The organism is uncultured Microbacterium sp. (assembly GCF_963524805.1).
GTDB lineage: Bacteria > Actinomycetota > Actinomycetes > Actinomycetales > Microbacteriaceae > Microbacterium.
The window spans coordinates 551,810-578,180 of record NZ_CAURGG010000001.1 but is presented as its reverse complement, the minus strand read 5'-3'; the positions used below and the strand labels follow the sequence as shown (position 1 = coordinate 578,180).

At 69.4% G+C, this 26,371-nt stretch carries 25 protein-coding genes; 10 read left to right on the top strand and 15 right to left on the bottom strand.

The window, feature by feature from the left end:
* Positions 1-26: 26 nt before the first annotated feature.
* The 3 genes from RWQ91_RS02815 to tkt are packed head-to-tail and all read right to left on the bottom strand — an operon-like array spanning position 27 to position 4,890.
* Entirely contained in the window at positions 27-1,664 is a 1,638-nt protein-coding gene (locus RWQ91_RS02815) for a glucose-6-phosphate isomerase (RefSeq protein ID WP_314502502.1), read from the bottom strand.
* Positions 1,661-2,797 (bottom strand): transaldolase, encoded by a 1,137-nt coding sequence (tal, locus tag RWQ91_RS02810; protein ID WP_314502501.1) that lies wholly within the window; start codon positions 2,795-2,797, stop codon positions 1,661-1,663. Before tal ends, RWQ91_RS02815 begins: the two co-directional genes overlap by 4 nt.
* Complete coding sequence (gene tkt / locus RWQ91_RS02805) at positions 2,794-4,890, bottom strand: transketolase (RefSeq protein WP_314502500.1); 2,097 nt, start codon at positions 4,888-4,890, stop codon at positions 2,794-2,796. Before tkt ends, tal begins: the two co-directional genes overlap by 4 nt.
* A 226-nt stretch (positions 4,891-5,116) precedes the next feature.
* Between tkt and RWQ91_RS02800 the strand changes: the two genes are divergently transcribed.
* A complete protein-coding gene (locus RWQ91_RS02800) occupies positions 5,117-6,052 on the top strand; it encodes a heme o synthase (RefSeq protein WP_314502499.1) in 936 nt (311 codons plus the stop codon).
* A 15-nt stretch (positions 6,053-6,067) separates the two neighbouring features.
* Here RWQ91_RS02800 and RWQ91_RS02795 read toward each other — a convergent pair whose 3' ends face one another.
* The 3 genes from RWQ91_RS02795 to RWQ91_RS02785 all read right to left on the bottom strand — a co-directional run bounded on the left by RWQ91_RS02795 (position 6,068) and on the right by RWQ91_RS02785 (position 9,298).
* Positions 6,068-7,642 carry a sodium:proton antiporter gene (locus RWQ91_RS02795; RefSeq protein ID WP_314502498.1) on the bottom strand — a complete coding sequence of 525 codons (1,575 nt, stop codon included), beginning with the start codon at positions 7,640-7,642 and terminating at the stop codon, positions 6,068-6,070.
* 111 nt (positions 7,643-7,753) lie between these two features.
* On the bottom strand, positions 7,754-8,164 hold the full coding sequence (locus tag RWQ91_RS02790) for a dinucleotide-utilizing enzyme (RefSeq protein ID WP_314502497.1): 411 nt from the start codon (positions 8,162-8,164) through the stop codon (positions 7,754-7,756).
* 138 nt (positions 8,165-8,302) lie between these two features.
* A complete protein-coding gene (locus tag RWQ91_RS02785) occupies positions 8,303-9,298 on the bottom strand; it encodes a COX15/CtaA family protein (protein ID WP_314502496.1) in 996 nt (331 codons plus the stop codon).
* Between the two features lie 253 nt (positions 9,299-9,551).
* Between RWQ91_RS02785 and sufB the strand changes: the two genes are divergently transcribed.
* The 7 genes from sufB (at position 9,552) to RWQ91_RS02750 (ending at position 16,252) form a co-directional block, all read left to right on the top strand.
* On the top strand, positions 9,552-10,970 hold the full coding sequence (gene sufB / locus RWQ91_RS02780) for a Fe-S cluster assembly protein SufB (RefSeq protein WP_314502495.1): 1,419 nt from the start codon (positions 9,552-9,554) through the stop codon (positions 10,968-10,970).
* On the top strand, positions 10,971-12,191 hold the full coding sequence (sufD, locus tag RWQ91_RS02775; protein WP_314502494.1) for a Fe-S cluster assembly protein SufD: 1,221 nt from the start codon (positions 10,971-10,973) through the stop codon (positions 12,189-12,191).
* Complete coding sequence (locus RWQ91_RS02770) at positions 12,188-12,514, top strand: non-heme iron oxygenase ferredoxin subunit (protein WP_314502493.1); 327 nt, start codon at positions 12,188-12,190, stop codon at positions 12,512-12,514. The genes sufD and RWQ91_RS02770 overlap by 4 nt, the downstream gene beginning before the upstream one ends.
* Before the next feature lie 15 nt (positions 12,515-12,529).
* Entirely contained in the window at positions 12,530-13,312 is a 783-nt protein-coding gene (gene sufC / locus RWQ91_RS02765) for a Fe-S cluster assembly ATPase SufC (protein WP_314502492.1), read from the top strand.
* Between the two features lie 9 nt (positions 13,313-13,321).
* Positions 13,322-13,651, top strand: a complete 330-nt coding sequence (locus tag RWQ91_RS02760) for a metal-sulfur cluster assembly factor (RefSeq protein WP_314502491.1) — start codon at positions 13,322-13,324, stop codon at positions 13,649-13,651.
* 64 nt (positions 13,652-13,715) lie between these two features.
* Entirely contained in the window at positions 13,716-14,876 is a 1,161-nt protein-coding gene (locus RWQ91_RS02755; RefSeq protein WP_314502490.1) for an aminotransferase class I/II-fold pyridoxal phosphate-dependent enzyme, read from the top strand.
* Positions 14,873-16,252 carry an MFS transporter gene (locus RWQ91_RS02750; protein ID WP_314502489.1) on the top strand — a complete coding sequence of 460 codons (1,380 nt, stop codon included), beginning with the start codon at positions 14,873-14,875 and terminating at the stop codon, positions 16,250-16,252. Before RWQ91_RS02755 ends, RWQ91_RS02750 begins: the two co-directional genes overlap by 4 nt.
* A gap of 11 nt (positions 16,253-16,263) precedes the next feature.
* Here the strand turns inward: RWQ91_RS02750 and RWQ91_RS02745 are convergent, their stop codons facing one another.
* From RWQ91_RS02745 to RWQ91_RS02720, 6 genes are all read right to left on the bottom strand, one after another.
* Complete coding sequence (locus tag RWQ91_RS02745; RefSeq protein ID WP_399545853.1) at positions 16,264-17,151, bottom strand: siderophore-interacting protein; 888 nt, start codon at positions 17,149-17,151, stop codon at positions 16,264-16,266.
* Between the two features lie 34 nt (positions 17,152-17,185).
* Positions 17,186-18,022 (bottom strand): ABC transporter ATP-binding protein, encoded by an 837-nt coding sequence (locus RWQ91_RS02740; protein ID WP_314502487.1) that lies wholly within the window; start codon positions 18,020-18,022, stop codon positions 17,186-17,188.
* Positions 18,019-19,038, bottom strand: coding sequence for an iron chelate uptake ABC transporter family permease subunit (locus RWQ91_RS02735; protein WP_314502913.1), 1,020 nt, complete (start codon positions 19,036-19,038; stop codon positions 18,019-18,021). Before RWQ91_RS02735 ends, RWQ91_RS02740 begins: the two co-directional genes overlap by 4 nt.
* A gap of 32 nt (positions 19,039-19,070) precedes the next feature.
* Positions 19,071-20,117 (bottom strand): iron chelate uptake ABC transporter family permease subunit, encoded by a 1,047-nt coding sequence (locus RWQ91_RS02730; protein ID WP_314502486.1) that lies wholly within the window; start codon positions 20,115-20,117, stop codon positions 19,071-19,073.
* A 4-nt stretch (positions 20,118-20,121) separates the two neighbouring features.
* Positions 20,122-21,180, bottom strand: a complete 1,059-nt coding sequence (locus RWQ91_RS02725) for an iron-siderophore ABC transporter substrate-binding protein (RefSeq protein ID WP_314502485.1) — start codon at positions 21,178-21,180, stop codon at positions 20,122-20,124.
* 66 nt (positions 21,181-21,246) lie between these two features.
* Positions 21,247-21,894, bottom strand: coding sequence for a biotin transporter BioY (locus RWQ91_RS02720; protein ID WP_314502484.1), 648 nt, complete (start codon positions 21,892-21,894; stop codon positions 21,247-21,249).
* Between the two features lie 203 nt (positions 21,895-22,097).
* On the opposite strand from RWQ91_RS02720, the gene RWQ91_RS02715 reads away from it, so the two are divergent.
* Positions 22,098-23,072: a hypothetical protein gene (locus tag RWQ91_RS02715; protein ID WP_314502483.1), complete on the top strand. Its 975-nt coding sequence runs from the start codon at positions 22,098-22,100 to the stop codon at positions 23,070-23,072.
* An 86-nt stretch (positions 23,073-23,158) separates the two neighbouring features.
* Complete coding sequence (locus RWQ91_RS02710; RefSeq protein ID WP_314502482.1) at positions 23,159-24,757, top strand: ABC-F family ATP-binding cassette domain-containing protein; 1,599 nt, start codon at positions 23,159-23,161, stop codon at positions 24,755-24,757.
* Between the two features lie 90 nt (positions 24,758-24,847).
* Here RWQ91_RS02710 and RWQ91_RS02705 read toward each other — a convergent pair whose 3' ends face one another.
* The 3 genes from RWQ91_RS02705 to RWQ91_RS02695 are packed head-to-tail and all read right to left on the bottom strand — an operon-like array spanning position 24,848 to position 26,339.
* Entirely contained in the window at positions 24,848-25,714 is an 867-nt protein-coding gene (locus RWQ91_RS02705) for an SURF1 family protein (protein WP_314502481.1), read from the bottom strand.
* Positions 25,711-25,965 (bottom strand): hypothetical protein, encoded by a 255-nt coding sequence (locus tag RWQ91_RS02700; RefSeq protein WP_314502480.1) that lies wholly within the window; start codon positions 25,963-25,965, stop codon positions 25,711-25,713. Before RWQ91_RS02700 ends, RWQ91_RS02705 begins: the two co-directional genes overlap by 4 nt.
* Entirely contained in the window at positions 25,962-26,339 is a 378-nt protein-coding gene (locus RWQ91_RS02695) for a DUF3099 domain-containing protein (protein ID WP_314502479.1), read from the bottom strand. The genes RWQ91_RS02700 and RWQ91_RS02695 overlap by 4 nt, the downstream gene beginning before the upstream one ends.
* Positions 26,340-26,371 lie beyond the last annotated feature (32 nt).

Here is a 26,371-nt window from a genome sequence, read left to right as displayed (position 1 = left end):
GGAAGTGCACCATCATGCGGAAGCTCCTACTGGGCGGCTTCGAAGAGCGTGAGCACCTCGGCCTGGGGGTCGGTGAGGGTGAGGGTGACGACCGGCCGTCCGTGGTCGGCGAGCACCGCGGCGTCGCCGGCGGCCTGCGCCTGGATCAGCTGTCCGAAGGTGAACGGCCGACCGGGGATCTCCAGGTCGACGTCGGTCTGCTCGAGGATCTGCAGGAACACGCCGACGGCAGGACCGCCCTTGTGGAACTGACCGGTCGAGTGCAGGAACCGGGGTCCCCAGCCGAAGGTGGTCGGCCGACCGGAGTCGGCGGCCACGAGCTCGCGCAGGCCCTGCAGCTGCGGCAGGCGCGTCCGGTCGGCGTATGCCTGGATCGACACGTATCCGTTCTCCGGCAGCCGCGCCCAGAGGGCATCGAGGACGCCGGCCACCGTCCCGGAGGCAGCGAGGGCGGCATCCGAGACACGCACCTCGACGCCGTCGACCGCGAAGGCGGGAGGTGCAGGCTCGGGGCGCGCGTCCAGCAGACCCCGCGTGGCGACCTTGGCGGATTCGACATCGGGCTGGTCGAAGGGATTGATGCCCAGCATCCGTCCGGCGATCGCCGTGGCGTACTCCCAGACGACGAGCTGGGCTCCGAGCGACCCGCTCACGAGGACCTCGCCCTGGTGGTGCTCGCGGAAGTGGAAGGCGTTCGCCTCGTCGACGAAGCGGACGATCTGCAGATCGGCGGGCGGGTTCTCGACCTCGGGGGAGACGGGCAGCAGCACGACGGGCAGGATGCCGGTGCCCTCCTTGCCCGTGGACTCGGCGACCAGCTGCTCGATCCAGTCCGGAAGGCCCACGATATGCGTGCCGTCGGTGACCAGACCGAGCTTGTCGCGCCGAGCGGCGGCAGGGTCTGTGCCGGAGTGGCCGGCGATCGCCGCAGCCAGGACGAGGGCGGGATTGTCGGGACTGTCGATGGCGACCTCGAGCAGCGTGGCTTCCGCCTCGTCGAGCAGTTCGGCGATGTCGACACCGGCGAGCCCGGCGGGGACGAGACCGAACGCGGTGAGGGCGGAGTAGCGGCCGCCGACTGTCGGATCGGCGTTGAAGACGCGGTAGCCGTCCGCGCGGGCGCCCTGATCCAACGGGGAGTCCGGGTCGGTGACCACGACGATCCGCTCGAGCGGATCGATCCCGAGGTCGCGGAACGCCGCCTCGAACGCGCGTTTGGCGGAGTCGGTCTCGACGGTCGACCCGGACTTGGACGAGACGACCAGGACGGTCTGCTCCAGGCCTCCGGCCTCCGCGTCGCCGTCGAGTGCCGCGAGCACCTGGCTCGGAGAAGTCGAGTCGAGGATCACCAGCGGCACGCCGGAGGTCTGGGCGATCACCTCGGGCGCGAGGGACGATCCGCCCATCCCCGCCAGCACGACACGCGTGACTCCGCGGGCGACGAGCTCAGCGCGCAGCGCCTCGATCTCGGGCACGAGCGGAGCGGACACCGAGACCGCCTGGACCCATCCGAGACGACGGGATGCCTCGTCCTCGGCCGCGGGACCCCACAGCGACGCGTCGCCCGCGGTGATCCCCGAGGCCACGAGGTCGGCGATCAGGCCGGGCAGCGTCTCTTCGACGACCGCCTTGACGTGACCGGTCAGATGGATGTCGAAGGTCACCGGTCCGACCCCGAGGCTGCGCCGGAGGCGGCAGTCTTCAGGGCGGTGGCGACGGTCTCCTGCAGCTCGTGCCAGGAGCCGATGAACTTCTCGACTCCCTCGTCTTCGAGCACCTGCGTCACATCGGCGATGTCGATCCCCGCGGCGGCGAGGCGGTCGAACACCTCGTGCGCGCCGGCGTAGGCACCGGTGACCGTGTCGCCCGCGATGACGCCGTGGTCGAAGGTCGCCTCGAGGGTCTTCTCGGGCATCGTGTTGACGGTCCCGGGTGCGACGAGCTCGGTGACGTAGAGCGTGTCCGGCAGGGCCGGGTCCTTGACGCCGGTCGACGCCCAGAGGGGCCGCTGCACCCGGGCACCGGCGTCCGTGAGGGCCGTGGCGCGCGCCGTCGCGAATTCCTTCTCGAACAGCTCGTATGCCAGGCGCGCGTTGGCGATGCCCGCGAGGCCCTTGAGGGTGGCGGCGGCGTCGGAGTCGATCGCGGCGATGCGCTTGTCGACCTCGGTGTCCACGCGCGAGACGAAGAACGAGGCGACAGAGTGGATCTTCGACACGTCCAGGCCGGCAGCCTGAGCCTGCTCGATGCCCGCGAGGTACGCGTCGATGACGGCGGCGTAGCGTTCGAGGCTGAAGATGAGGGTCACGTTGACCGAGATCCCCGAACCGATCACCTCGGTGATCGCGGGAAGCCCCGCCTTGGTGGCCGGGATCTTGATGTGGACGTTGGGGCGGTCGACCGTCGCCCACAGTTCCTTGGCCTGGGCGATCGTCGCCTCGGTGTCGTGCGCGAGATCGGGGGAGACCTCGATCGAGACCCGGCCGTCCACGCCGTCGGTCGCGTCGTAGACGGGGCGGAAGACGTCGGCTGCGGCCCGCACGTCGTCGGTGGTGATCGCGAAGATCGCCTCGTCGGCGCTCGCGCCGTGCGCGGCGAGTTCGTGGATCTGACCGGCGTACGAATCGGAGCCGGAGCCGATGGCGCCGGCGAAGATCGTCGGGTTCGTCGTGACTCCGCTCACGTTGCGGGTCACGATGAGGTCGGCGAGGTTTCCGGTGATGATGCGCTGGCGGGAGAGGTCGTCGAGCCAGATGCTGACGCCCTCAGCGACGAGGTGGGCGGTGGGGGTGCTCATGCGTTCTCCTTGAGAGTCTCACGGGCCGCCTCGACGACGGCCTCGGCTGTCACGCCGAACTTCTGGAACAGGGTCTTGTAGTCGGCCGACGCGCCGAAGTGCTCGATCGAGACGCTGCGCCCCCGGTCGCCGATGAGGCCGCGCCAGGGAAGGGCGATTCCCGCCTCGACGGACACGCGGGCGGTGACCGCCCTGGGCAGCACCGACTCGCGGTAGGCGGCATCCTGTTCGTCGAACCACTCCAGCGACGGCGCCGAGACGACGCGCGCATTCACGCCCTCGGCGGCGAGCGTCTCGCGCGCCGCGACGGCCAGCTGCACTTCGGAGCCGGTCGCGATGAGGATCACATCGGGTGTGCCGTTCGGGGCTTCCGCCAGCACGTAGGCGCCCTTGACCGCAAGGTCGGCCGTGGCGAAGGTCTCGCCGTCGGCCTCGCCGTCTCCGCGTGCGAAGACGGGGATGTTCTGACGGGTCAGCGCGATGCCGGCGGGACCGGCGTGACGGCGCAGCATCTCCAGCCACACCACGGCCGTCTCTGCCGCGTCGCCGGGACGCACGACCGTGAAGTTGGGGATCGCGCGCAGAGCGGCCAGCTGTTCGATCGGCTGGTGCGTCGGGCCGTCTTCGCCGAGCGCCACCGAGTCGTGGGTCCACACGAAGATCGACGGGATGTTCATGAGGGCCGCGAGCCGCACGGGGGGGCGCATGTAGTCGCTGAAGATCAGGAAGGTGCCCCCGAACGCCCGGGTCGGGCCGTGCAGCACGATGCCGTTGACGATCGCGCCCATCGCGTGCTCGCGGATGCCGAAGTGCAGCACCCGGCCGTACGGATCTCCGGACCATTCGTGCGTGGACCATTGCTCGGGGATGAAGGACTTCGCATCCTTGATCGTCGTGAGGTTGGACTCGGCGAGGTCGGCGGAGCCTCCCCACAGCTCGGGCAGCTCAGCGGCCAGCGCGTTGATCACCGTGCCGGAAGCGGCGCGGGTGGAGACCTCCTTGCCGGCCTCGAAGATCGGAAGCGCCTCCGCGATGCCCTCGGGCAGCTCTCGCGCCGTGATGCGGTCCCACAGCGCCTTGCGCTCGGGGTGGGCCTGCGCCCACGCGTCGAACCGCTCCTGCCATGCCGCGTGGACGGCGGCGCCGCGCTCACCCAGTGCGCGGGTGTGCGCGAGCACGTCGTCGGCGACGACGAAGCTCTGCTCGGGATCGAAGCCGAGCACCTCCTTCGTCGCCTTCAGCTCGTCAGCGCCGAGGGCCGAGCCGTGGATCTTTCCGGTGTTCTGCTTGCCCGGGGAAGGCCAGCCGATGATCGTCCGCAGGATGATCAGCGACGGCCGGGAGGTCTCGCCCTTCGCTGCCTCGAGGGCGGCGAACAGCTCGGCCGCGTCCTCGACGTACTGACCTGTCTTCTTCCAGTCCACGACCTGCACCTGCCAGCCGTAGGCCTCGTAGCGCTTCGCGACGTCTTCGGTGAAGGCGACGTCCGTGTCGTCCTCGATCGAGATCTGGTTCGAGTCGTAGATCGCGATCAGATTGCCCAGCGCCTGGTGACCCGCGAGCGAGGAGGCTTCCGAGGTCACGCCCTCCTGCAGGTCGCCGTCGCCGGCGATCACGTAGATGAAGTGGTCGAACGGCGACTGCCCGGCCGGGCTCTCGGGGTCGAACAGGCCGCGCTCGTACCGCGCCGCATACGCGAACCCGACCGACGAGGCCAGTCCCTGACCCAGCGGGCCGGTCGTGATCTCGACGCCGTCGGTGTGGCCGTACTCGGGGTGCCCCGGGGTCTTCGAGCCCCAGGTCCGCAGAGCCTTGAGATCGTCCAGTTCCAGCCCGAACCCGCCGAGGTACAGCTGCACGTACTGCGTGAGCGAGGAATGGCCGGCGGACAGGATGAACCTGTCGCGTCCGGGCCAGTGCACGTCGGCCGGGTCGTGGTTCAGCACGCGCTGGTACAGCAGATAGGCGGCCGGAGCGAGGCTCATCGCCGTACCGGGATGCCCGTTGCCCACTTTCTCGACCGCGTCCGCTGCCAGCACGCGAGCGGTGTCCACCGCGCGCCGATCGATTTCATCCCAACGCAGTTCCGACACCGGGCCGCCTTTCTCAGAGGGAGTGCACCCGACTTCGCAGACCGCGTCGCAATTCGGGAGGAGCAGCCGGCGCGGGGCGCGCGTGTCCCCAGCATACCGAAGCGGCCTTCGCCGCCGTTGATGCGTTACGGCCCTTGACATCCGATCCTCGAGGGAGTCGCGCCGCGGCGATGCCATAGACTCGAAGGCAGAATTCCAGCTGTCGAGCAGTTCACAACGGGGAGCGATGGACACCACGATGACGGCGGGCGCTGCATCCGCCGCCCCCGAGGCTCGCCCGCACTCCCTCGGCCGCACGATCCGCGCGTACGTCGCGCTGACCAAGCCCCGCGTGCTCGAGCTGCTGCTGGTGACGACCGTCCCGGTGATGATCCTGGCGGAGGGCGGCTTCCCCGACATCTGGCTGGTGCTCGCGACCGTGCTGGGCGGATCCCTGAGCGCCGGCTCCGCTGCGGCGTTCAACATGTACCTCGATCGCGACATCGACGCGCACATGCAGCGCACGGTGAACCGGCCGCTCGTGACCGGCGAAGTCTCGCCGCGCGGCGCGCTGGTGTTCGCCTGGACGCTGGCTGCGGCATCCACCGTCTGGCTCTGGCTGACCACCAACTGGCTCGCAGCCGTGCTGTCGGCCGGCGCGATCTTCTTCTACGTCGTGATCTACACGATGATCCTCAAGCGCCGCACGGAGCAGAACATCGTGTGGGGCGGGATCGCCGGCTGCTTCCCCGTGCTGATCGGGTGGTCTGCGGTGACCGGCTCGCTCTCGTGGACACCGATGATCCTGTTCGCGCTGGTGTTCCTGTGGACACCGCCGCACTACTGGCCGCTGTCGATGAAGTACAAGGAGCAGTACGACGAAGTCGACGTGCCGATGCTCGGCGCGACGCGCTCCGGGTCGCAAGTGGGGCTGCAGGTCATCCTGTACTCCTGGGCGACGGTGGCGTGCTCTCTGCTGCTGATCCCGGTCGCCGGCATGGGCCTGGTCTACACCGCTTCGGCGCTCGTGTTCGGCGGCTGGTTCATCTACGAGTCGCACCGGCTCTACACCCGCGCCGTGCGCGGCACCGAGCCGCGGCCGATGCGCGTCTTCCACGCATCGATCACCTACCTGACGCTGCTGTTCGTCGCGATCGCGATCGACCCGCTGCTGCCGTTCTGATCGAGAGCCGGCGACTCAGCGCTCGCGCGGGAACTGCGCCCGCAGCGCCGTCTCCTCGGCATCGATCGCCTGCAGCGCCGCGACGATCGCCGGCTCCTGGTAGCGGCCCTCTCTGCGGGCGGTCAGCACGGCGGTGCGCTCGGCCTCCAGCATGCGGCGGCGCAGCCGGTACTTGACCTCCAGCTGGGGGATCGAGGCATCCGGGCCGTACGTGTCGAGGGTCTCGCCCAGGAAGCCGGCGTCCGTGCGCAGCAGATCGGCGACCCGCTTCTCGTCGTCCGAGACCGGCTGGGCGTCGAGCAGGTCGATGCCCGCCTGGCGCGCTTCGGCCATCAGCAGTCGGCGTTCGATCAGCTCCTGCGAGAAGCTCGGCTTGGGCAGCTTCAGCCAGCGGATGATGCTCGGAAGCGCAAGGCCCCCGAGGAGGCTCGCCACGACGACCACGAACGCGAGGAACTGAAGGTACTCGCGCTCGGGCGTCTCGGCGGGCAGCAGGAAGACCGCGGCGAGGGTCACGACGCCGCGAACCCCCGCGGCGGAGACCGCGACGCCGTTGCGCCACGGCCAGCTGCGCTCGCGCAGGCGCTGCGGACCCTTGCGGTACAGGAGGGTCGTCGCCATGACCCACGCGAAGCGCGACAGCACGAGGGCCAGCAGGATGCCGGCGCAGATTCCGACCGTCTGCCACAGCCCCGGCCCCGTCTGGATGGCTCCCTGCAGGATGCCCTTCAGGTTCAGTCCGATGAACAGGAAGACCGCGTTCTCGAGCAGGAACTGCACGGTGCGCCAGTTGAGCCGCTCCGCGACCCGCGCCTCCGCCGAGGCCACGGTCGGCGCGCGGTAGCCGAGGTAGAGGCCCGCGAAGACGACCGAGAGAACGCCCGAGCCGTGCAGCACCTGTCCCAGCAGGAACGCCGCGAAGGGCGTGACCAGCGTCAGGCTCGTATCCAGCACGGGGGAGTGCAGCCGCGAACGGACCCACGACACGACGAAACCCGTCAGCACGCCCACGCCCACGCCCACCACGACCGCGATCACGAAGTCCAGTCCGATCTCGGCGGGGGTGACGACGCTCACGATGGCCGCGATCGACGCGTTGAGCGCGACCAGGGCCGTCGCGTCGTTGAGCAGGCTCTCACCCTCGAGGATCGTCACCACGCGCCGCGGCAGTCCGAGGCGCCCGGCGATCGCCGTGACGGCGATCGCGTCGGTGGGGGCGATCACGGCCGCCAGCGCGAAGGCGGCGGCCAGCGTGATCGAGGGAATGAGCGCGAAGGCGGCCAACCCCACCGTGACGACGCTGAAGGCGACGAGCCCGACGGACAGGAGCAGGATGCTGTCGCGGCGGGCGCGGACGTCGATGATCGACGTGCGGATCGCCGCGGCGAACAGCAGGGGCGGCAGGATGCCGTACAGGATCAGCTCGGGCTGCACTTCGACTTCGGGCACGGCCGGAATGAACGAGACGGCGCCGCCCACGATCACGAGCGCGACCGGTGCCGACCACCCGAGGCGCCCCACCACGCCGGTGACGGCGACGGTGGTGATGACGAAGAGCACGATCCAGGTGATCGTTCCGACCGGGTCCATCCAGCAAGTATCTTCGGTCGACCGGCCCGCACCCGCACCCAGCGCGCGAAGAGGGCGGGAGCACACGGCCCCCGCCCTCTTCGATCGCCCGCCGGACCGGCGGGCCGTGGATCAGCGCTGCGGTGCGGACTCCGCGACCACGACGGGCTCATCCTCGGTCACGACGGTCGGCTCAGCGGCCGCGACCGGCTGGTCGAGGTCTGCGGCTGCGTCGTCGTCGGAGGACCAGTCCATGGCCTCGATGATCTCGACGTCGGTGACCGGCACGAAGGAGCGCAGGACGCCGAGCACGAGCACCAGGCCGAGACCCAGGATGCCCGTCGCGATGAGGATGCCTCCGACGATCGCCCAGACCTGGCCGACGTACACGTCGACCGGGGTGGCGGTGCCGGCGGTCAGCGCCGTCGACATGGTGCCCAGGGTCGTGACGGACAGCCACGCGCCGAAGGCGATCGTGGCCACGGAGCCGACGAGAAGGATCCAGAACGGGATGCTGCGGACAAGGCTGGGACGAACGGTCATACGAGAACTCCTCGATCGGGGTGAAGTCGGTCCGGACACGGGCTGCGGGACGCGATGGTGGGACGCGGCTTGCACCAGCATCCCGCGCGCTCCCGAGTCGCACGTGTGCGATTCCGATGAGTGCGCTATGAGTGCCGATCAGCGCATCGCCGGTGCGGACTCAACCGAACCAGCGTACGCGGGGTCTTCCTGGACGATGCCTGCAGGCTGCGTCAGATGCATCACGACAGCCGTCATCGCGGCCACGAGAAGCACCGCCAGCACCATGTGGATGTTCACGAGCACGATCGGCAGGCCGGTGCGCGCCTGCCACAGGCCCACCCCGACCTGGGCGAGCTCGACCGCCAGGAGCAAACCGGTCCACAGGCGCAGCCGCAGCGCCGCCGGCGTGCCTCGCGCTCCGATCACCAGGACGAGCGTCGCCGCCAGCAGGGCGTAGGCCGGCCAGGAGTGGACGTGCTGCATGAACTCCGGGTTCAGCCCGTTGCGCGCCGCGCCGCCATCACCGGCGTGCGGACCCGACCCGGTGACCAGCACGCCCACGACGACTGCGACGAGCACGAGCGCGCTGGTCGCGTGCGACACCGCGGCGTACCAACGGGGCACGGCGCGCACCCGGGGACCGGGCACCGCGTAAACGCGGGCCACCAGGACAGCGGACAGTGCGACCAGCACGACGGAGGCGAAGAAGTGCAGCCCGACGACGTACGGGTTGAGGTTCGTCAGCACCGTGATGCCCCCGATGATCGCCTGAACCGGCACGTAGAGTCCGATCACGAGCGCCAGCCAGAACAGATCACCGCGCTCGCGACGCATCCGCACGACGAACAGGAACGTCACGATCGCCACGACGACCAGGACGAACGTCAGAAGCCGATTGCCGAATTCGATCACGCCGTGGATGCCCATCTCCGGCGTGTTCACGAGCGAGTCCGGGGTGCACCGGGGCCAGGTGGGGCACCCGAGGCCCGACCCGGTCAGACGCACGAGGCCGCCGGTTCCGACGATGCCGATCTGCACGACGAGCGTCGCCCACGCTGCCCCGATGACGCGGCGGTCGACCGTGGCGGGGAGCCACTGCCACAGCCGTCCGAGAATCCCGGGCCGGGAACGGGTCGCGGAGTCCACGGGCATCGGGTGTCGCCTCCTGGGAATGCGCTCCGGACGCGTCCGGGCGAGAGCACCGCCATACGGTGAGCCGGCGGAACCCTGTAGAATCAAAGGGTCGGATGCGGGCGCGTCGCGCTCAGCATCACTGACAAGTCTAGGCGCGCAAGACGGCGCCAGCGATTGGGCCCACCGAGCGGCATCCCTCTTCGGAACTCCACCGGAGGAGCAGGAATGCCGGGGCGGATGACACCGTTGTGGCCCGGAGGAGAGTGTGACGATGTCGGATGTTCTGATCGACCGCCCGGAGCTTGCCAGCCTGGGACAGTACGAGTTCGGATGGCACGACGAGGACGCCGCCGGGGCCGCTGCGCAGCGGGGTCTGAGCGAGTCCGTCGTGCGCGGGATCTCGACGCTGAAGAACGAGCCCGAATGGATGCTCAAGACCCGGCTGAAGGGTCTGCAGCTGTTCGAGCGCAAGCCGATGCCGACGTGGGGCGCTGACCTCAGCGAGATCGACTTCGACAACATCAAGTACTTCGTGCGATCGACCGAGAAGCAGGCCGGCACCTGGGAAGAGCTTCCGGAAGAGATCCGCAACACGTACGAGCGCCTGGGCATCCCCGAGGCCGAGCGTCAGCGCCTCGTCGCGGGCGTCGCCGCGCAGTACGAGTCCGAGGTCGTCTACCACCAGATCAACGAGCAGCTCGAGGCGCAGGGTGTCATCTTCATGGACACCGACACGGCGCTGCGCGAGCACCCGGAGTTCTTCGAGGAGTACTTCGGCACGGTCATCCCCGCGGGCGACAACAAGTTCGCGGCGCTGAACACATCGGTGTGGTCGGGCGGATCGTTCGTCTACGTGCCGCCCGGAGTGCACGTCGATATCCCGCTGCAGGCGTACTTCCGCATCAACACCGAGAACATGGGCCAGTTCGAGCGGACGCTCATCATCGCCGACGAGGGCTCGTACGTGCACTACATCGAGGGCTGCACGGCTCCGATCTACAAGAGCGATTCGCTGCACTCGGCGGTCGTCGAGATCATCGTGAAGAAGAACGCCCGAGTCCGCTACACGACCATCCAGAACTGGTCGAACAACGTCTACAACCTCGTCACCAAGCGCGCGATCGCGCACGAGGGCGCGACGATGGAATGGATCGACGGCAACATCGGCTCGAAGGTCACGATGAAATACCCGTCGATCTTCCTCGTCGGCGAGCACGCCAAGGGTGAGACCCTCTCCGTCGCGTTCGCCGGCCCCGGCCAGCACCAGGATGCCGGCGCCAAGATGATCCACATGGCGCCGTACACGCAGTCCTCCATCGTCTCCAAGTCCATCGCCCGTGGTGGCGGTCGCGCCGGCTACCGCGGCGAGGTGCGCGTGGACGCCAATGCCCACCACTCCGCCAACACCGTGCGCTGCGACGCGCTCCTGGTCGACACGATCTCGCGGTCCGACACCTACCCGTCGATCGACATCCGCGTCGACGACGTGCAGCTCGGCCATGAGGCCACGGTGTCGAAGGTCAGCGAAGAGCAGCTGTTCTACCTCATGAGTCGCGGGATGCCCGAAGACGAGGCCATGGCGATGATCGTTCGCGGCTTCATCGAGCCCATCGCCCGCGAGCTGCCCATGGAGTACGCCATGGAGCTGAACAAGCTCATCGAAATGGGCATGGAAGGATCGGTCGGCTAGATGACGGCGGCCACTCAGGCACCTGCCACGGTGCCTCCTACGACCGTGCCGGGTTCCACCGCGCACACCGACGGCAACTGGGCTCCGATCCAGACCCGCTCCGAGCGTCCGCGCTCCTACGACCCGTCCGCGTTCGAGCGCCCATCGGGCCGCGAGGTGAACTGGAAGCACACCCCGATCGATCGCATCGATGCGCTGCTGCGCGACGAGACAGCACCCTCGGGCGTGATCGATGTCACGGTGTCCGCGCCCGACGAGGTCGAACAGCTCACGCTGCGGGTCGGCGATGCCCCGCGCGGCGAGTTCTTCACCCCCGAAGACCTGCCGAGCGCGATCGCGTGGAAGCACGAGGAGCTCGCACCGCTGCTGCGGATCCCGCAGGACGTGGAGCTCGACGCCCCGGTCCTGATCGATCTGGTCGGCACCGGCGGGCTTGCGCACGCGCACGTCGTCCTGGAGGCGATGCCCAATTCGCGCGGCACCGTGGTGCTCCGCCACTCCGGCACTGCCGCGCACGCGCAGAACATCGAGATCCTCGTGCGCGACGGCGCCCACCTCACCGTGGTGTCGGTGCAGCAGTGGGACGATGACGCCGTGCACGCGGCATCCCACCAGGCCCGCGTCGATCGCGACGCGACCCTGCGGCACTTCGTCGTCAGCTTCGGCGGCGCCGTCGTCCGGGTGAACCCCAGCGTGGAGCTTTCGGGCGCCGGAGCGCAGGGTCAGCTGTACGGCCTGTCGTACTCCGACGCCGGCCAGCATCTCGAGAGTCAGGTCTACCTCTTCCACAAGGGGCCCGACACCCGCGGCGACGTGCTCTACAAGGGCGCGCTGCAGGGCGTGGGCGCCCGCAGCGTCTGGATCGGCGATGTGCTGATCGGTCCCGAGGCGGTGGGGACGGACTCGTACGAGGCGAACCGCAACCTGGTGCTGACCGATGGCGCCCGGGCGGAATCGATCCCGAACCTGGAGATCGAGACCGGCGACATCCGCGGTGCCGGTCACGCGAGCGCGACCGGACGCTTCGACGACGAGCAGCTGTTCTATCTGCAGTCGCGCGGCATCAGCGAGGACGAGGCCCGCCGGCTCGTGGTCGTCGGCTTCCTCAGCGACATCGTGCAGCGGCTCGGCATCCCCGCTCTGGAGGAAGAGCTGCACGGCGCGATCGAGCGCGAGCTCCGCGAGATCCCCCCGGCATCCCTGGAAGGAGCGGCGCAGTGACCGCAACCCGCGTCTGCGCTCTGAGCGAGCTCGAGCAGGACTCCGCTCTGCGCGTCGAGGTCGACGGCGTCGCGATCTGCGTCGTCAAGGACTCCAACGACGAGATCCACGCGATTGGCGACGTGTGCACGCACGGCGACATCTCGCTGGCCGAAGGCTTCGTCGACGGCGACACGATCGAGTGCTGGGCCCACGGGTCGGCGTTCTCGCTGCTGTCCGGAAAGCCCCTCAATCTCCCCGCGTACGAGCCGGTCCCGGTGTTCGCGGTCACCATCGACGGCGACGATGTCCTCATCGATCCCGCGGTCACGAAGCAGCTGTGAAGAAGGAAGTCTGAAATGTCAGTCCTCGAAATCCGCGACCTCCACGTGACGGTCGAGACGGATGCCGGAACCACGCCCATCCTCAACGGCGTCACCCTCACGATCAAGACGGGTCAGACCCACGCGATCATGGGACCGAACGGCTCCGGCAAGTCGACGCTCGCGTACACGATCGCCGGCCACCCCAAGTACACCGTCACGGGCGGAACGATCACCCTCGACGGTGAGGACGTCCTCGCGATGACCGTCGACGAGCGCGCTCGCGCCGGCCTGTTCCTGGCCATGCAGTATCCCGTCGAGATCCCGGGGGTGACGGTCACGAACTTCCTGCGCACCGCGAAGACCGCGATCGACGGCGAGGCGCCCGCGATCCGCACGTGGACCAAGGACGTCAAGCAATCCATGAAGAACCTGCGCATGGATCCGAAGTTCGCCCAGCGCAACGTCAACGAGGGGTTCTCCGGCGGCGAGAAGAAGCGCCATGAGATCCTGCAGCTCGAGCTGCTGCGCCCCCATATCGCCGTTCTCGACGAGACCGACTCCGGTCTGGACGTCGACGCGCTCAAGATCGTCTCCGAGGGCGTCAACCGCGCGAAGGAGCAGACCGATCTGGGTGTGCTGCTGATCACGCACTACACGCGCATCCTCCGCTACATCCACCCGGACTTCGTGCACGTCATGATCGCCGGCCGAATCGTCGAGGAGGGCGGTCCTGAACTGGCCGAGCGCCTCGAGGACGAAGGCTACGACCGGTTCATCGACCCCGTTCTCGAAGCGGCCGCAGAAGGCGAAGCGTAGAATCCCGTCATGACCGCGACGCTCGCACCCGAGAAGTACGACGAGGTCCAAGAAGCCCTCAAGGACGTGATGGACCCCGAACTGGGCATCAACGTCGTCGACCTGGGCCTGATCTACGACCTCGGCTGGGACGACGAGAACGATGCCCTCGTCATCCACATGACGCTCACGAGCGCCGGCTGCCCGCTCACCGACGTGCTCGAGGAGCAGACGGCGCAGGCGCTGGACGATGTCGTGGAGCGGTTCCGCATCAACTGGGTGTGGATGCCGCCCTGGGGTCCGGAGCGCATCACCGACGACGGCCGCGACATGATGCGGGCGCTCGGCTTCGCCATCTGAGCGTCTCGTTTCCCTCTCTGACGCACGAAGCGGCGGCATCCGCCCCCGTGGATAGGCTCGAAGCGTGAGCGTCACCCCCCTTTCTGCTCTGCCCTTGGATCAGCTGCGACAGCGTTCGAGCACCAAGTGGCAGAAGTACCCGCCGGAGATCCTGCCCCTCTTCGTGGCCGAGACCGACTTCGCGCCGGCGCCCGCGATCACGCGGGCTCTCCGCCGTGCGGTGGACCTCGGGGACACCGGGTACACGCCGCCCGATCCCGGGATCGCGCGAGCCTACGCCGAGTTCGCCGAGCGCCGATTCGGGTCGACCGTCGATCCCGAGCGCGTGCGGACCACGTGCGATGTGATGATGGGCGTCGTGGAGATCCTGCGCCGGGTGACAGAACCCGGTGACCGCGTCGTCGTGACGTCTCCGGTGTACCCGCCGTTCTACGAGTGCGTCCCCGAAGCGGGCGCGGTCGTGGAGCGGGTGCCCCTCACCGACACGGGCGCGGGGTGGGAGCTCGACCTCGCCGGCATCGAGCACGCGATGGCCGCCGGCGCGCGGGCCGTGCTGCTGTGCAACCCGCACAATCCCACGGGCACCGCGCATTCGCGCGAGAGCCTCGCTGCCCTGGCCGAGATCGCGGCCCGGCACGGCGCGACCGTCATCAGCGACGAGATCCACGCACCGCTCGTGCACGCCGACCGGCGATTCACGCCCTTCCTGGATGCTTCGCCGTCCGCGGCGCGGGTCGGCTACACCGTCACCAGCGCGAGCAAAGCCTTCAACCTCGCCGGCCTCAAGTGCGCACTCATGGTGACCGCCGACCCGCAGACAGCTGCCGTGGTGCGGGGGCTGCCCGATGAGATCGAGTGGCGCACCGGGCTGTTCGGCGCCATCGCCGGCGTCGCGGCCTTCTCGCCGGAGAGCGACGAGTGGCTCGACGCTCTGCTGGCCGCGCTGGATCACAACCGGCGGCTTCTGGCGGACCTGCTTCGGGAGCACGTGCCGGGCGCGCGCTACCGGATTCCCGACGCGGGCTTCCTGGCGTGGGTGGATCTGACCGAGCTGGGCTGGGGGGACAACCCCGCGGCGCGCATCCGGCGCGAGGCCGAGGTCGCGCTGCATCTGGGACCCCTGTTCGGCGAGGAGGGTCGCGGGCACGTGAGAATCAACTTCGGCTGCGCGCCGGAGGTGCTGACCCAGGCGGTCGAACGCATCGGGTCGCTCGTGGCGCCATGACCGAGCCGGTGGGCACCATCGTGCCGGATGCCGGCGTCTGGTCGGCGCGCTACGTCTGGGTGACCGTCGGCGCGGTGGCGCTCATCTTCCTCGCGGCGATCCAGTCGCTCGCGGTCACGACGGTCATGCCGATCGTGAGCGCCGACCTGGACGGTGAGGCGCTCTACGCCGTCGCCTTCGCGGGAACGCTCGCCACGAGTGTGATCGGCATGGTCGCCGCCGGCGCGTGGAGCGACCGGTCGGGGCCGCGCGGACCGTTGTACGCATCGGTTGCGCTGTTCGTGATCGGACTGGTCGTCGCCGGGTTCGCCACGACGATGCCGATGCTGGTCGCCGGCAGACTGGTGCAGGGGCTCGGCACGGGCGGGCAGACCGTGGCGCTCTACGTCGTCGTCGCGCGGGTGTACCCGTCCGCTTTGCACGGGCGGGTCTTCGCGGCATTCTCGGCGGCGTGGGTGGTGCCCTCGCTGATCGGACCATTCCTCGCCGGCGCCGTCACGGAGTACCTCCACTGGCGCTGGGTGTTCCTCGGTGTCGCGCTGCTCACCGTGATCGCGTTCGCCATGGTGGCCGTCCGGCTGCACGGACTCCCGCTGCACACCGACCACCCGTCCGGCGGCGGTGTGGCCGGTCGCCTCGCGTGTGCGGTGGCGCTGGCCCTCGGCGCACTGGTCCTCAGCCTGGCGGGGGAGCTCGGCGCGTGGGCGGGGCTCGCCGTGGCGGCATCCCTCGTCGTGATCACCCTGGCCGCACGGCCGCTGCTGCCGCGTCGCACCCTGATCGCGGCGCGCGGGCTGCCCAGCGTCATCCTCATGCGCGGACTGATCGCCGGCGCGCTCTTCGGTGCGGAGATCTACGTGCCCTACCTGCTGATCGCCGATTACGACTTCTCCCCGACGTGGGCGGGTCTGGGCCTCACGGCGGCGGCGCTGCTGTGGGCGGCCGCGGCGTGGGTGCAGGGCACGTTCGGAGATCGCATCGGAAACACGCGGATCACGCTGATCGGCAGCGCGCTGCTGTTCACGGCGCTGGCGGCGGCCGCCACGACCGCCTGGGCGCATCTGCCGCCCGCGGCGCTCGTCGCCGGATGGGGGCTCGCCGGCGCCGGCATGGGGCTGATGTATCCGCGGCTGACCGTTCTGACGCTCGCCTACTCGACCCCGCAGAACCAGGGCTTCAACTCCTCTGCGCTGTCCATCTCCGACGCGATCGGCGCCTCCGTCGCGATCGCCGCGATGGGACTCACGTTCGTGGCGCTGACCGGCACGGGTGTCGGATTCCCCGTGGTCTTCCTGCTCGCCGCGGGCCTGTCCGTGCTTGCGCTGATCCCCGGGCTGCGGCTGGGGCACGCGCACGAGGTGTCCCGGCGCGACTGATCCGACGCGCGTCAATTCTCCGCGCGACCGAGACGCCAGTAGCCCATGAAGGCGACGGCGCGCCGGTCGACCCCGCGCTCGGCGACCAGGTGGCGACGCAGCGCTTTGATCGCGGCCGATTCGCCCGCCAGCCAGGCGTAGAGGGGTGCGCTCTTGAGGGCGGCGCCGCCCTTCGCCGTCCGCGGCACCTCCCACAGGATGCCGGCATCGATGTCGACTTCTTCGACCGCGCTGCCGTGACCGGGTGGCACGAGCCTCGCCGCGGCGGCCCGCACCGCCGGGACCAGGTGACTGTGGCGCTCAGCGTCGCCGCGCGCGGTGATGCGGTACTCGAAACCGGGATGATGCGGCAGGTAGCCGATGTCGTCGGGGTGGGGGAGTTCCAGCACGACCACTCCGGTGGCATCGACCGGAAGCTGCTCGAGGATGACGGCGATCGCCGGCGCGGCGGTCTCGTCGCCGGCGAGCAGCAGGGAATCGGTGCGCGCCGGCGGCACGAAGTCGATGCCGTAGCTGACGCCGGTGTGCGCGGTGGTCGGTGCCAGGATCAGGACTTCGCCGCCGACGACGGCGCGGTCGATCCAGACGGACGCCGGGCCTGCCACATCGTGCGCGACCATGTCGATGTCGACTTCACCCGCCTGCCCGCGGACACGGCGCGTCGTGTAGGTGCGAAACGGCGGGCGTTCGTGCTCCGGCAGCTCCCGCCACCGGGTGTACCAGTCATCACCCGTCGGCATCGCCTCGAGGCCGATCGCGTCGGTGGGGAAGACTACCTTCACCCGCTGGTCGAAGCCCGGGTCGCCGTAATCGGCCATGTCGGAGCCCGTGAAGGTGAAGCGACGGAAACTCGGGGTCAGGTCGGTGATGGCGGACACGCGCGACCGGAAGAACCGCATCGTCGGCGGAGCCGTCGTGTCGGCGGCGATGGGCTCAGCGGTGGTGGGCACGATGCTCCTCGATCGGTGGGGTGAGCAGGTGGTGGCGTCCGCGGGGAACGACGATGGGCGTTCCCGAGACAGGATCGGGCACGACGACCGCGTCGAGAGAGAAGACTTCTCGGATCAGCCCGCTCGTCACGATCGCGGAGGGTGCGCCGCTTGCCACGATGGCCCCGTCGCGCATCGCGAAGAGGTGATCGGCGTAGCGTGCGGCCAGGTTCAGGTCGTGCAGCACCATGACGATCGTCGTGCCGCGTTGGCGGTTCAGATCGGTGAGCAGATCCAGCACTTCGACCTGGTGGGCGAGGTCCAGGAACGTGGTCGGCTCGTCGAGCAGCAGGATGTCGGTCTGCTGCGCGAGTGCCATCGCGATCCAGACGCGCTGACGCTGGCCGCCGGACAGCTCGTCGACGGGCCGATCGGCGAACTCGGAGATGCCGGTCGCGGCGAGCGACTCGGCGACGATGTCGTAATCGTGGGCGGTGAAGCGGGCGAGCAGGCGCTGATGGGGATGCCGGCCTCGCCCGACGAGGTCGGACACCACGATCCCCTCGGGCGCGACCGGCGCCTGCGGCAGGAGGCCCAGCATCCGCGCCACCTCCTTGGTCGGACGGTCGTGCAGTGCCTTGCCGTCCAGGACGACCCGCCCCGCGCGCGGAACGATGAGGCGGGCGAGCGCGCGCAGCAGCGTCGATTTACCGCAGCCGTTCGCGCCGACGATCGCGGTGATGCGCCCGGCGGGCACGTGCAGGTCGAGGCCGTCGACGATCGTCCGCTCGCCGTATCCGAGCCGCAGCGCCTCGGCAGACAGGCTGTGTGGTTCGGTCATCGTGACCCTCCCGAGCGATTGATCCTGATGAGCAGGAAGACGAGATACGGTGCCCCGATCGCGCCGGTGATCACGCCGACCGGGTAGCGGGTGTCGAACGCGAACTGACCGACCAGGTCGGCCACCAGCACCAGAAGAGCCCCGATGAGCCCCGCGGGCAGCAGGGGGGTGGCGCCGGCGCCGACCAGGCGCGCGGCGATCGGACCGGCCATGAAGGCGACGAACGCGATCGGGCCGCTCGCGGCGGTGGCGAATGCCAGGAGGGCGACCGCGGAGACGACGAGCAGCACGCGCGTGCGCGTGAGATCGACGCCGAGACTCATCGCGGTGTCATCGCCGAGGCGCAGCATCCCGAGTCCTCGGCTCTGGGACAGCAGGAGCGGAACCATCACCGCACTCGCCGCTGCCAGCGGCAGGATGCCCGGCCAGGTGGCGCCGTTCAGGCTGCCAGTCAGCCATTGCATCGCCGTCTGCAGATCCCACGCCGCAGCGCGGGACAGGACGTAGGTCACAGCGCTGTCCAGCATCGCCGCGACGCCGATGCCGATGAGGATCAGGCGGATGCCGGCGAAGCCGCCGCGGTGGGAGAGCAGGTAGATCACCGCGGCGGTGGCGAGTGCGCCCGCGAGCGCGAGGAGGGACACCGCGGTCTCGTCGAGGGCGAGGACGATGATGCCGAACACCGCGGCGACGCTCGCTCCCGAGCTGATGCCGATGATGTCGGGTGAGGCGAGCGGGTTTCGGAGCATGGTCTGGAAGGTGACCCCTGCGATTCCGAAGGCGAATCCGGCCAGCAGGCCCAGAGTGGCGCGGGGGAGGCGCAGCTCGCCGATGGTGAACGATGCGCCCGGCACCGACTCGCCCAGCAGCACCCTGAGCACGTCGGCAGGACTGTAGAAGGTGCCGCCGATCATGAGCGTCACCGCGAAAATCACCACGATGAGGATGGTCAGCAGCGTCGTGATGCCGGCGAGATGCCGACGACGCAGGCGTGCTCCCGTACGGACGGCCCGCATATCCGTCGGTGAGGAGAGGACACTCTGCACGCTCACAGTTCGCGCACCTTCTGGCGGCGGACGATCCAGATGAAGACCGGAGCGCCGATGAAGGCCGTGATGATGCCCACCTCGATCTCCTCAGGGCGAGCGACGACGCGCCCGATCACGTCGGCGGCGACCAGAAGTGCGGCACCGGCGACCGCGCAGAACGGGAGCAGCCACCGGTGATCCGTGCCGACGAGGAGGCGGCACAGGTGGGGAATGACGAGACCGACGAAGGCGATCGGGCCCGCCACGGCCGTGGCCGCGCCGCAGAGGATGACCGCGCCGGCGGCAGCGATCAGGCGCGTGCGGAACACGTTCTCGCCGAGCCCCGCCGCCAGGTCGTCCCCGAGGGCGAGGGAGTTCATGCCGCGGGCGCAGAGGAAGCAGACGAGCGCGCCGACGAGCAGCGCGGGAAGCACCAGCGTGATGCGATCCCACGTGGCGCCGCCTACCCCTCCGATCTGCCAGAACCGGAAGGTCTCCATGGCATCGACCCGCGGCAGCAGGAGGGCGCTGGTGAGTGAGGCGAATGCGGCGGAGATCGCCGCACCGGCGAGGGTCAGCTTGAGCGGAGTCGCCCCCCCGCCGCCCAGCGAGCCGACCCCGTATACGAACACGGCAGCGACGGCTGCGCCCGAGATGGCGACGAACAGGTAGACGGTCGGGTCGGTGAGGCCGAAGAAGACGATCCCGATGACCACGGCCAGGGCCGCACCCCCGGAGACCCCGAGGATGCCGGGATCGGCGAGCGGGTTGCGTGTGACCGCTTGCATGCCGGCGCCGGCGAGGCCGAGGGAGGCGCCGACCAGGAGCGCCAGCACCGTGCGAGGAACCCGGGCCACGACGGCTGCTTCGGAGACGCCACGCACATCACCGGTCAGTCCGCCGAGGATCTCCGGCAGCGTCACCTCGCGGGCTCCCAGCGCAACGGACAGCATGCACAGCACGACCAGTGTCAGGGTGGCTCCGGCGAGCCAGGCGGCCCGCACCGCCGCCGGGCGCCGCAGTGCAGCGGCATCCGGCGACGGCGTCGTGGTCGGCGTGAGGGTCACGGCTTCAGCGCAGGGAAGCCGCGAGCAGCGCGAAGTACTCGTCGATGCCCCAGCCGATCGACAGCGGCGAGGGGTTGGCCGAGGCGGCGAGCGGTGTGGAGTTCTCCAGCACGGCGATGCGGCCGTCGGCGATCGCCGGGATCTGCGAGAGCAGCGGGTCCGCCTGCAGCTGCGCGACGATGTCGCCGTCCGGGTCGCCATAGGTCACGAACACGTCGACATCCGCGAAGCGGTCTGCCTCTTCCGAGCTGACCGACAGGTAGAACAGGTCAGATCCGGCGGACTCCTGTGCGACGACCGACGGTTCCGGCAGCCCGAGGGCGGTGAGGAACCCGGGTCGGGTGTCCAGCGAGGTGTAGAACCCGATCTGGCTGAAGTCGGCGGGGTCGAGGAAGGAGAAGAGGACCTTCGACGCGGCCAGCTCGGGGTACTCGGCCAGCGCGGTCTGGACTTCGGCGTCGAGATCCTCGATCAGCCGATCGCCTTCGTCAGCGCGTCCGATCGCGGCGGAGTTGAGCCGGATCATGTCCTCGTACGAGGTCCCCCACGCGACGTCGGGGTAGGCGACGACCGGGGCGATCTTGGACAGGGTGTCGTACTCCTCCTGCGTCAGTCCCGAGTAGGCCGCGAGGATGACATCCGGCTGAGTGTCGGCGACCGCTTCGAAATCGATCCCGTCGGTCTCGTCGAACAGGACGGGCGTGTCAGCTCCCAGCTCGTCGAGCCGGTCCTCCACCCAGGGCAGCACACCGTCGCCGTCATCGTCGCCCCAGGTGGCCTTGCTCATGCCGACCGGAACGACGCCGAGCGCGAGGGGCACCTCGTGGTTGGCCCATGCCACGGTGGCGATGCGCTCGGGCTGCGCGTCGATCGTGGTCTGGCCGAAGGCGTGCTCGACGGTGACGGGAAAGTCCCCATCGGCAGCGGCGGCGACGTCGACGGCTTCCGCGTCGGCGGTGCTCTGTCCCGCGCAGCCGGTCAGGACGAGGGTGGTCAGAGCGGCGACCGCGAGGGCGGCGGCGGTACGGGTGCGGGGCACGAGATCCTCCGTGTCGATCAGCATCGGTAAGCGTGTTAGGTAACCCTTACCTTACTTAGCGACCGCAGAGGATGCGAATCCCGCCGAGGTTCAGCCCTTCTTCGCGGCGTCCGCCTTGCGCACGAGTGCCCACGCTCCGGGGATGACCAGCGCGGCGATTCCCGCCTTGACCAGGCCGCCGAGGATGAACGGGAAGAGGCCCGCCTGCAGGATCTCGACGAAGGAGAGATCCAGGCCCAGGGTGACGTTCAGCACGAACGCGAGATACGGGATGCCGAACACGAACGGCACGGCACTCGCGGCCGCGAAGCCCACGAACGCCAGCGCCGGCCGACGATCCCACGCCCGCTCGGCGAACCAGCCTGCGACGAACGCAGAGAAGATGAAGCCGATGACGAATCCGAAGCTGGGCTTGGCGACAGCGAGCAGGGACCCGGTGAAGCCCGCGAAGATCGGCAGCCCAGCCAGTCCGAGCACCATGTACGTCGTGAGGGCGGCGGCGCCTCGCCATGCGCCCAGGGACGCGCCGACGATGATGACGCCCAGCGTCTGACCCGTGATCGGAACGGGCCACAGCGGGATCTCGACCTGAGCGAGCAGAGCGACGACGGCCGCGCCGGCCAGCACGAGGGCCGCGTCGACGGCGAACGCGCGTGCTCGGCTCGACGGACGCGCGATGACGTCGGCGAGCACTCGCCGACGAGCGGGCAGTGCCGGAACGGCGGCGATCGAGGACATGGGTCTCCTTCGGCGGGCGGCCACGCGGGCCGGCATTGGTGCAGCGTTGTCGCGACTCATCCTAGAGCCGGCCCTCCGAGCCGCCGCGCAGGGCAGGGCGAGGCGGCCGACGGCATCCGCCTGCGCCATCGCGCCCCCGGATGCCAGCGGTCCCGGTGTATCAACGGCCGGGCTTCGTGCTCCTCCGAGTCGGAGGAACGCCCATGTCTCATGAACCTGCACGCCGTCGCATGCCTCGCCGAGCCGGCGCGCATCGCGCGACGGTCGCCGCAGCCATCACCTGCGGCGTGGTCCTCGCCGTCGCCGGCTGCGCCGGCGCGCCCGCGACCGATACCGCACCGCAACCGTCGGCCTCGGCCTCTCCGACCCCTGAGTCCGGCCCCGTGGCGCAGTCGACCGCGCCGAGAGCGGCCGGGTGGCTCGCGGGAAACCACGTGACGGTGGATGCCGCCGCCTACGACCCGGCGACGGGAGAAGTGGTCCTCACGACAGTTGTGGAGAACACCGCCAATACCGAGTCCTTCGGCGCCGACCTCGCGGAGTACGTCCTGCTCGACACGGGCGGGGGCGCTCCGACGCCGGTCTCCGTCATCTCATCGGTGGCGGTCCCCTCGTCGTCGACGTCGATCGACCTGACCTTCCAGCTCGCTCCGGACGCCGCCGTCGACCTGTCCCGTGCCCGACTCGTGCTGGGCGGCCCGGGCTATGCCACCTGGTCGGTGCCGCTCGGGGACGACTCGGAGCCGGAGGGCACCGAGCCGTTCGATGTCATCGCCTCAGGTGTTGCCGACGGCGGGGGGCTCACGTTCACGGCGACCTCAGCACAGGTCCTGCCCTGGGCGTGCGCGGACGTGGATGATTACGGTCCGGCCCAATCAGGTCGCTTCTGGTATGAGCCCGGCGGCGAAGACGAGGCGGCCCTCGTGATCTGGGGCGACATCAGCGAAGCCGTCTCCATCGTCGGCGGCGACACTCCGTTGGCCGCATCTCTCACACTGCCGGACGGCACGGCCGCCGCGCAGATCGGGACCGTGTACACGGTCTTCGACATCAACGAGGGGATCGACGATTACCCCCTCTGCTTCACCGTGCCGTCCCCGGCGGACGGCGACTACACGCTGAACTGGACCACGTATCGCGGTGCATCGGCTCAGCTTGCCATCTCGGTCGCCGACTGAGCATCGGGCGATCGCCCAGGCGGGTCCCCGTAGACTGGGAGATCGGCCCCTCGGCCGCACACCCCTCTACGAAACGGACCTTCGCTGTGCTCGCCGTGCACGATCTCGAGATCCGCGTGGGCGCACGCGTGCTCATGGCGGATGTGTCCTTCCGTGTCAGCAACGGCGACAAGGTGGGTCTGGTCGGCCGCAACGGCGCGGGAAAGACCACGCTGACCAAAGTCCTCGCCGGAGACCTGCTCCCGGCGAACGGCCGGGTCGACCGCTCCGGCGAGCTGGGGTATCTCCCTCAGGACCCGCGCACGGGGGATCCGGAGATGCTCGCACGCACGCGCATCCTGGACGCGCGCGGCCTCGGCTCGCTCGCGATCGGCATGCACGAGGCATCGCTGCAGATGGGCGACGAGAACGCCGACGTCGCCGCGAAGGCGATGAAGCGGTACAGCAGCCTCACCGAGCGCTTCGAAGCCCTCGGCGGCTACACGGCGGAGGCCGAGGCGGCCTCCATCGCGCATAACCTGTCGCTTCCCGACCGCATCCTGGACCAGCCGCTCAAAACGCTCTCCGGTGGTCAGCGTCGCCGCATCGAACTGGCTCGGATCCTCTTCTCGGATGCCGATTCGATGATCCTGGACGAGCCGACCAACCACTTGGACGCGGACAGCGTCGTGTGGCTGCGCGAGTTCCTGAAGAACTACAAGGGCGGGCTGATCGTGATCAGCCACGACGTGGAGCTGGTCGGCGAGACGGTCAACCGGGTGTTCTACCTGGATGCGAACCGCCAGGTGATCGACGTCTACAACATGAACTGGAAGAACTACCTCCGCCAGCGGGTGGCCGACGAGGAGCGCCGCAAGAAGGAGCGCGTCAACGTCGAGAAGAAGGCGACTCAGCTGCAGTTGCAGGCTGCGCGATTCGGCGCCAAGGCGTCGAAGGCGGCCGCCGCCCACCAGATGGTTGCGCGGGCCGAGAAGATGCTCTCGGGCCTGGACGAAGTGCGTCAGGTGGAACGTGTCGCCAAGCTGCGCTTCCCGAAGCCGGCCGCGTGCGGCAAGACGCCGCTCATGGCCTCGGGGCTGTCGAAATCGTACGGGTCACTGGAGATCTTCACCGATGTTGACCTCGCGATCGACCGCGGCTCCAAGGTCGTGGTGCTGGGACTGAACGGTGCGGGAAAGACGACGCTGCTGCGCATCCTCGCCGGGGTCGACAAGCCCGACACGGGGCAGCTCGAGCCCGGCCACGGCTTGAAGATCGGCTACTACGCGCAGGAGCACGAGAACCTGGACGTGTCGCGCTCGGTGCTCGAGAACATGATGTCGGCCGCCCCGGACATCAACGCCACCGAGGCGCGGAAGGTGCTGGGCTCGTTCCTCTTCACCGGCGACGACGTGCTCAAGCCGGCCGGAGTGCTTTCCGGCGGTGAGAAGACGCGGCTCTCGCTCGCGACGCTGGTGGTCTCCAGCGCCAACATGCTGCTCCTGGACGAGCCGACCAACAACCTCGACCCCGCCTCCCGCGAAGAGATCCTCGGGGCGCTCTCGCACTACGAAGGCGCCGTCGTGCTCGTCTCGCACGATGAGGGGGCCGTCGAAGCGCTGAACCCCGAGCGCGTGCTGATCCTCCCCGACGGCGTCGAGGACCTCTGGAACCGCGACTACCAGGACTTGATCACGCTCGCGTGATCAAGTGTCTCGATACGCTCGCTGACGCTCGCTACTCGACAACCGCGCGGGCAATGCCTGTGAAGACCGATCTCGCTGGCGTCGACGTGGTCAGCGACCAGCGGCATCCAGGATCGAGTCCTCGTCCTGCATGTCCCGGTCCGTCCGCGCGGCCGGTGCACGATCGCGTGCGGAAGGCTCGACGCCTCGTGCCCGATCCTCCGCATCCTCGCGGCGGTGCCGGCGTTCGGTGCGGATCACGTATCCGATGAAAACGAAGCCCATGATGGCGAACAGGATCCACTGGATCGCATACGACAGATGCGGTCCGGGATCCTCGGAGGGGGCGGAGAGCGCAGCCGGCCGCGTCGTCGGCGCGGGATCCTCGCTCACCATGATCGCGTACGCGCTCCGCTCCAGATCCTTGCCGGCGGGGCTGATCGCGTCGACCACCAGATCCGTGTTGATCGACGGGACCTGCCCCTCCGGCGCGGACCGCCCCGAAGACGGGAGGGGCTCGGCCGGACGCAGGCGCGCGACCACAGTGGTGGCGCCGGACGGCGGTGCGGGAATCCGATCCGGAAGCGGCTGGTCCTCGCCCGGCGGCACCCAGCCGCGGTCGATGAGGAGCACCCGGCCGTCGTCGAGCCGGAAGGGCACCAGCACTTCGAACGCCGCCGTCCCCCCGTGCGGCCGGTTGCGCACGAGGAGCTGGTCGGAGGCGAGGTACTCGCCCTCCAGCTGAACCGGACGCCACTCATCGCCCGGGGCGAGCTCCCCGCCGGCGGAGATGACTTCGGCGAGCGGCACCGGTTGGGCATCGTAATTGCGCGCGACGAGCTCCAGCTGCGCCGATCGGTCGGCGTTGCGGGTGAACTGCCAATTCGACAGGAACGCGCAGGCGATCGCGAACACCACAGCGACCCCGACATAGGCGGTCCATCGCACGGCGGCGGGCGCCGCGGCGCGGCGGCTCACGACGTGCCTCCGGCTGCTGCGGGCAGCGGAAGGACGGCTACCGGAAAGTCCCGCGCGGCGAGGTAATCCCGGAGGAAGTCGCGGTGTTCGTCGCACGCGACCCAGACCTTGCGTCGTTCGGGGGAGTGGATCCGAGGATTGCGCCACTCCACGCGCCACGACGCCGCCTCGCGGCAGCCCGCGCGGGAGCACGTGGCGGGAGGATCAACCTCGGCGGGCACGCCGAACGCCGGTTCCCGCCCTTCGGTCACGCCGCCCCGTCCGCGCTGTCGCGTCGTTCCCCGATCGCGCGGGACTCCTCGATGCGGATGACCGGAGCACCGCTGTCGGTCGGCTCCAATCGCTCGGACGGCGTCGCCGGCAGCGCCCGCTCCGGGTTGACCACCGCGGTGCGGGCGACGTCCGATCCGACATTCGCGAGAACGACGGCGAAGTAGGGCAGCACGCACGCGGCGATGCCGAACACCCACGTGTACCAGCCGTACGGAGTGATCACGACCATGAGGATGAAGCACGCGATGCGGATGCCCATCATCACCAGATATCGACTGGAACGCCGATGCTCGTCGTCGCGCGGTGCTTCCGGCAACGACGTCGCAGACTGGGCCTTCGGCGTGCTCTTCACGGTGAGTCAAGGCTACGCCCGCTGAGAGGAGA

Coding starts and splice junctions, on each gene's coding strand:
- sufB (WP_314502495.1), top strand. CDS start 9,552: ATGTCGGATGTTCTGATCGACCGCCCGGAGCTTGCCAGCCTGGGACAG.
- RWQ91_RS02740 (WP_314502487.1), bottom strand. CDS start 18,022: ATGACCGAACCACACAGCCTGTCTGCCGAGGCGCTGCGGCTCGGATAC.
- sufD (WP_314502494.1), top strand. CDS start 10,971: ATGACGGCGGCCACTCAGGCACCTGCCACGGTGCCTCCTACGACCGTG.
- RWQ91_RS02760 (WP_314502491.1), top strand. CDS start 13,322: ATGACCGCGACGCTCGCACCCGAGAAGTACGACGAGGTCCAAGAAGCC.
- RWQ91_RS02725 (WP_314502485.1), bottom strand. CDS start 21,180: ATGCTGATCGACACGGAGGATCTCGTGCCCCGCACCCGTACCGCCGCC.
- RWQ91_RS02720 (WP_314502484.1), bottom strand. CDS start 21,894: ATGTCCTCGATCGCCGCCGTTCCGGCACTGCCCGCTCGTCGGCGAGTG.
- RWQ91_RS02715 (WP_314502483.1), top strand. CDS start 22,098: ATGTCTCATGAACCTGCACGCCGTCGCATGCCTCGCCGAGCCGGCGCG.
- RWQ91_RS02745 (WP_399545853.1), bottom strand. CDS start 17,151: ATGCGGTTCTTCCGGTCGCGCGTGTCCGCCATCACCGACCTGACCCCG.
- RWQ91_RS02785 (WP_314502496.1), bottom strand. CDS start 9,298: ATGCCCGTGGACTCCGCGACCCGTTCCCGGCCCGGGATTCTCGGACGG.
- RWQ91_RS02800 (WP_314502499.1), top strand. CDS start 5,117: ATGGACACCACGATGACGGCGGGCGCTGCATCCGCCGCCCCCGAGGCT.
- RWQ91_RS02795 (WP_314502498.1), bottom strand. CDS start 7,642: ATGGACCCGGTCGGAACGATCACCTGGATCGTGCTCTTCGTCATCACC.
- tal (WP_314502501.1), bottom strand. CDS start 2,797: ATGAGCACCCCCACCGCCCACCTCGTCGCTGAGGGCGTCAGCATCTGG.
- RWQ91_RS02750 (WP_314502489.1), top strand. CDS start 14,873: ATGACCGAGCCGGTGGGCACCATCGTGCCGGATGCCGGCGTCTGGTCG.
- RWQ91_RS02790 (WP_314502497.1), bottom strand. CDS start 8,164: ATGACCGTTCGTCCCAGCCTTGTCCGCAGCATCCCGTTCTGGATCCTT.
- sufC (WP_314502492.1), top strand. CDS start 12,530: ATGTCAGTCCTCGAAATCCGCGACCTCCACGTGACGGTCGAGACGGAT.
- RWQ91_RS02735 (WP_314502913.1), bottom strand. CDS start 19,038: ATGCGGGCCGTCCGTACGGGAGCACGCCTGCGTCGTCGGCATCTCGCC.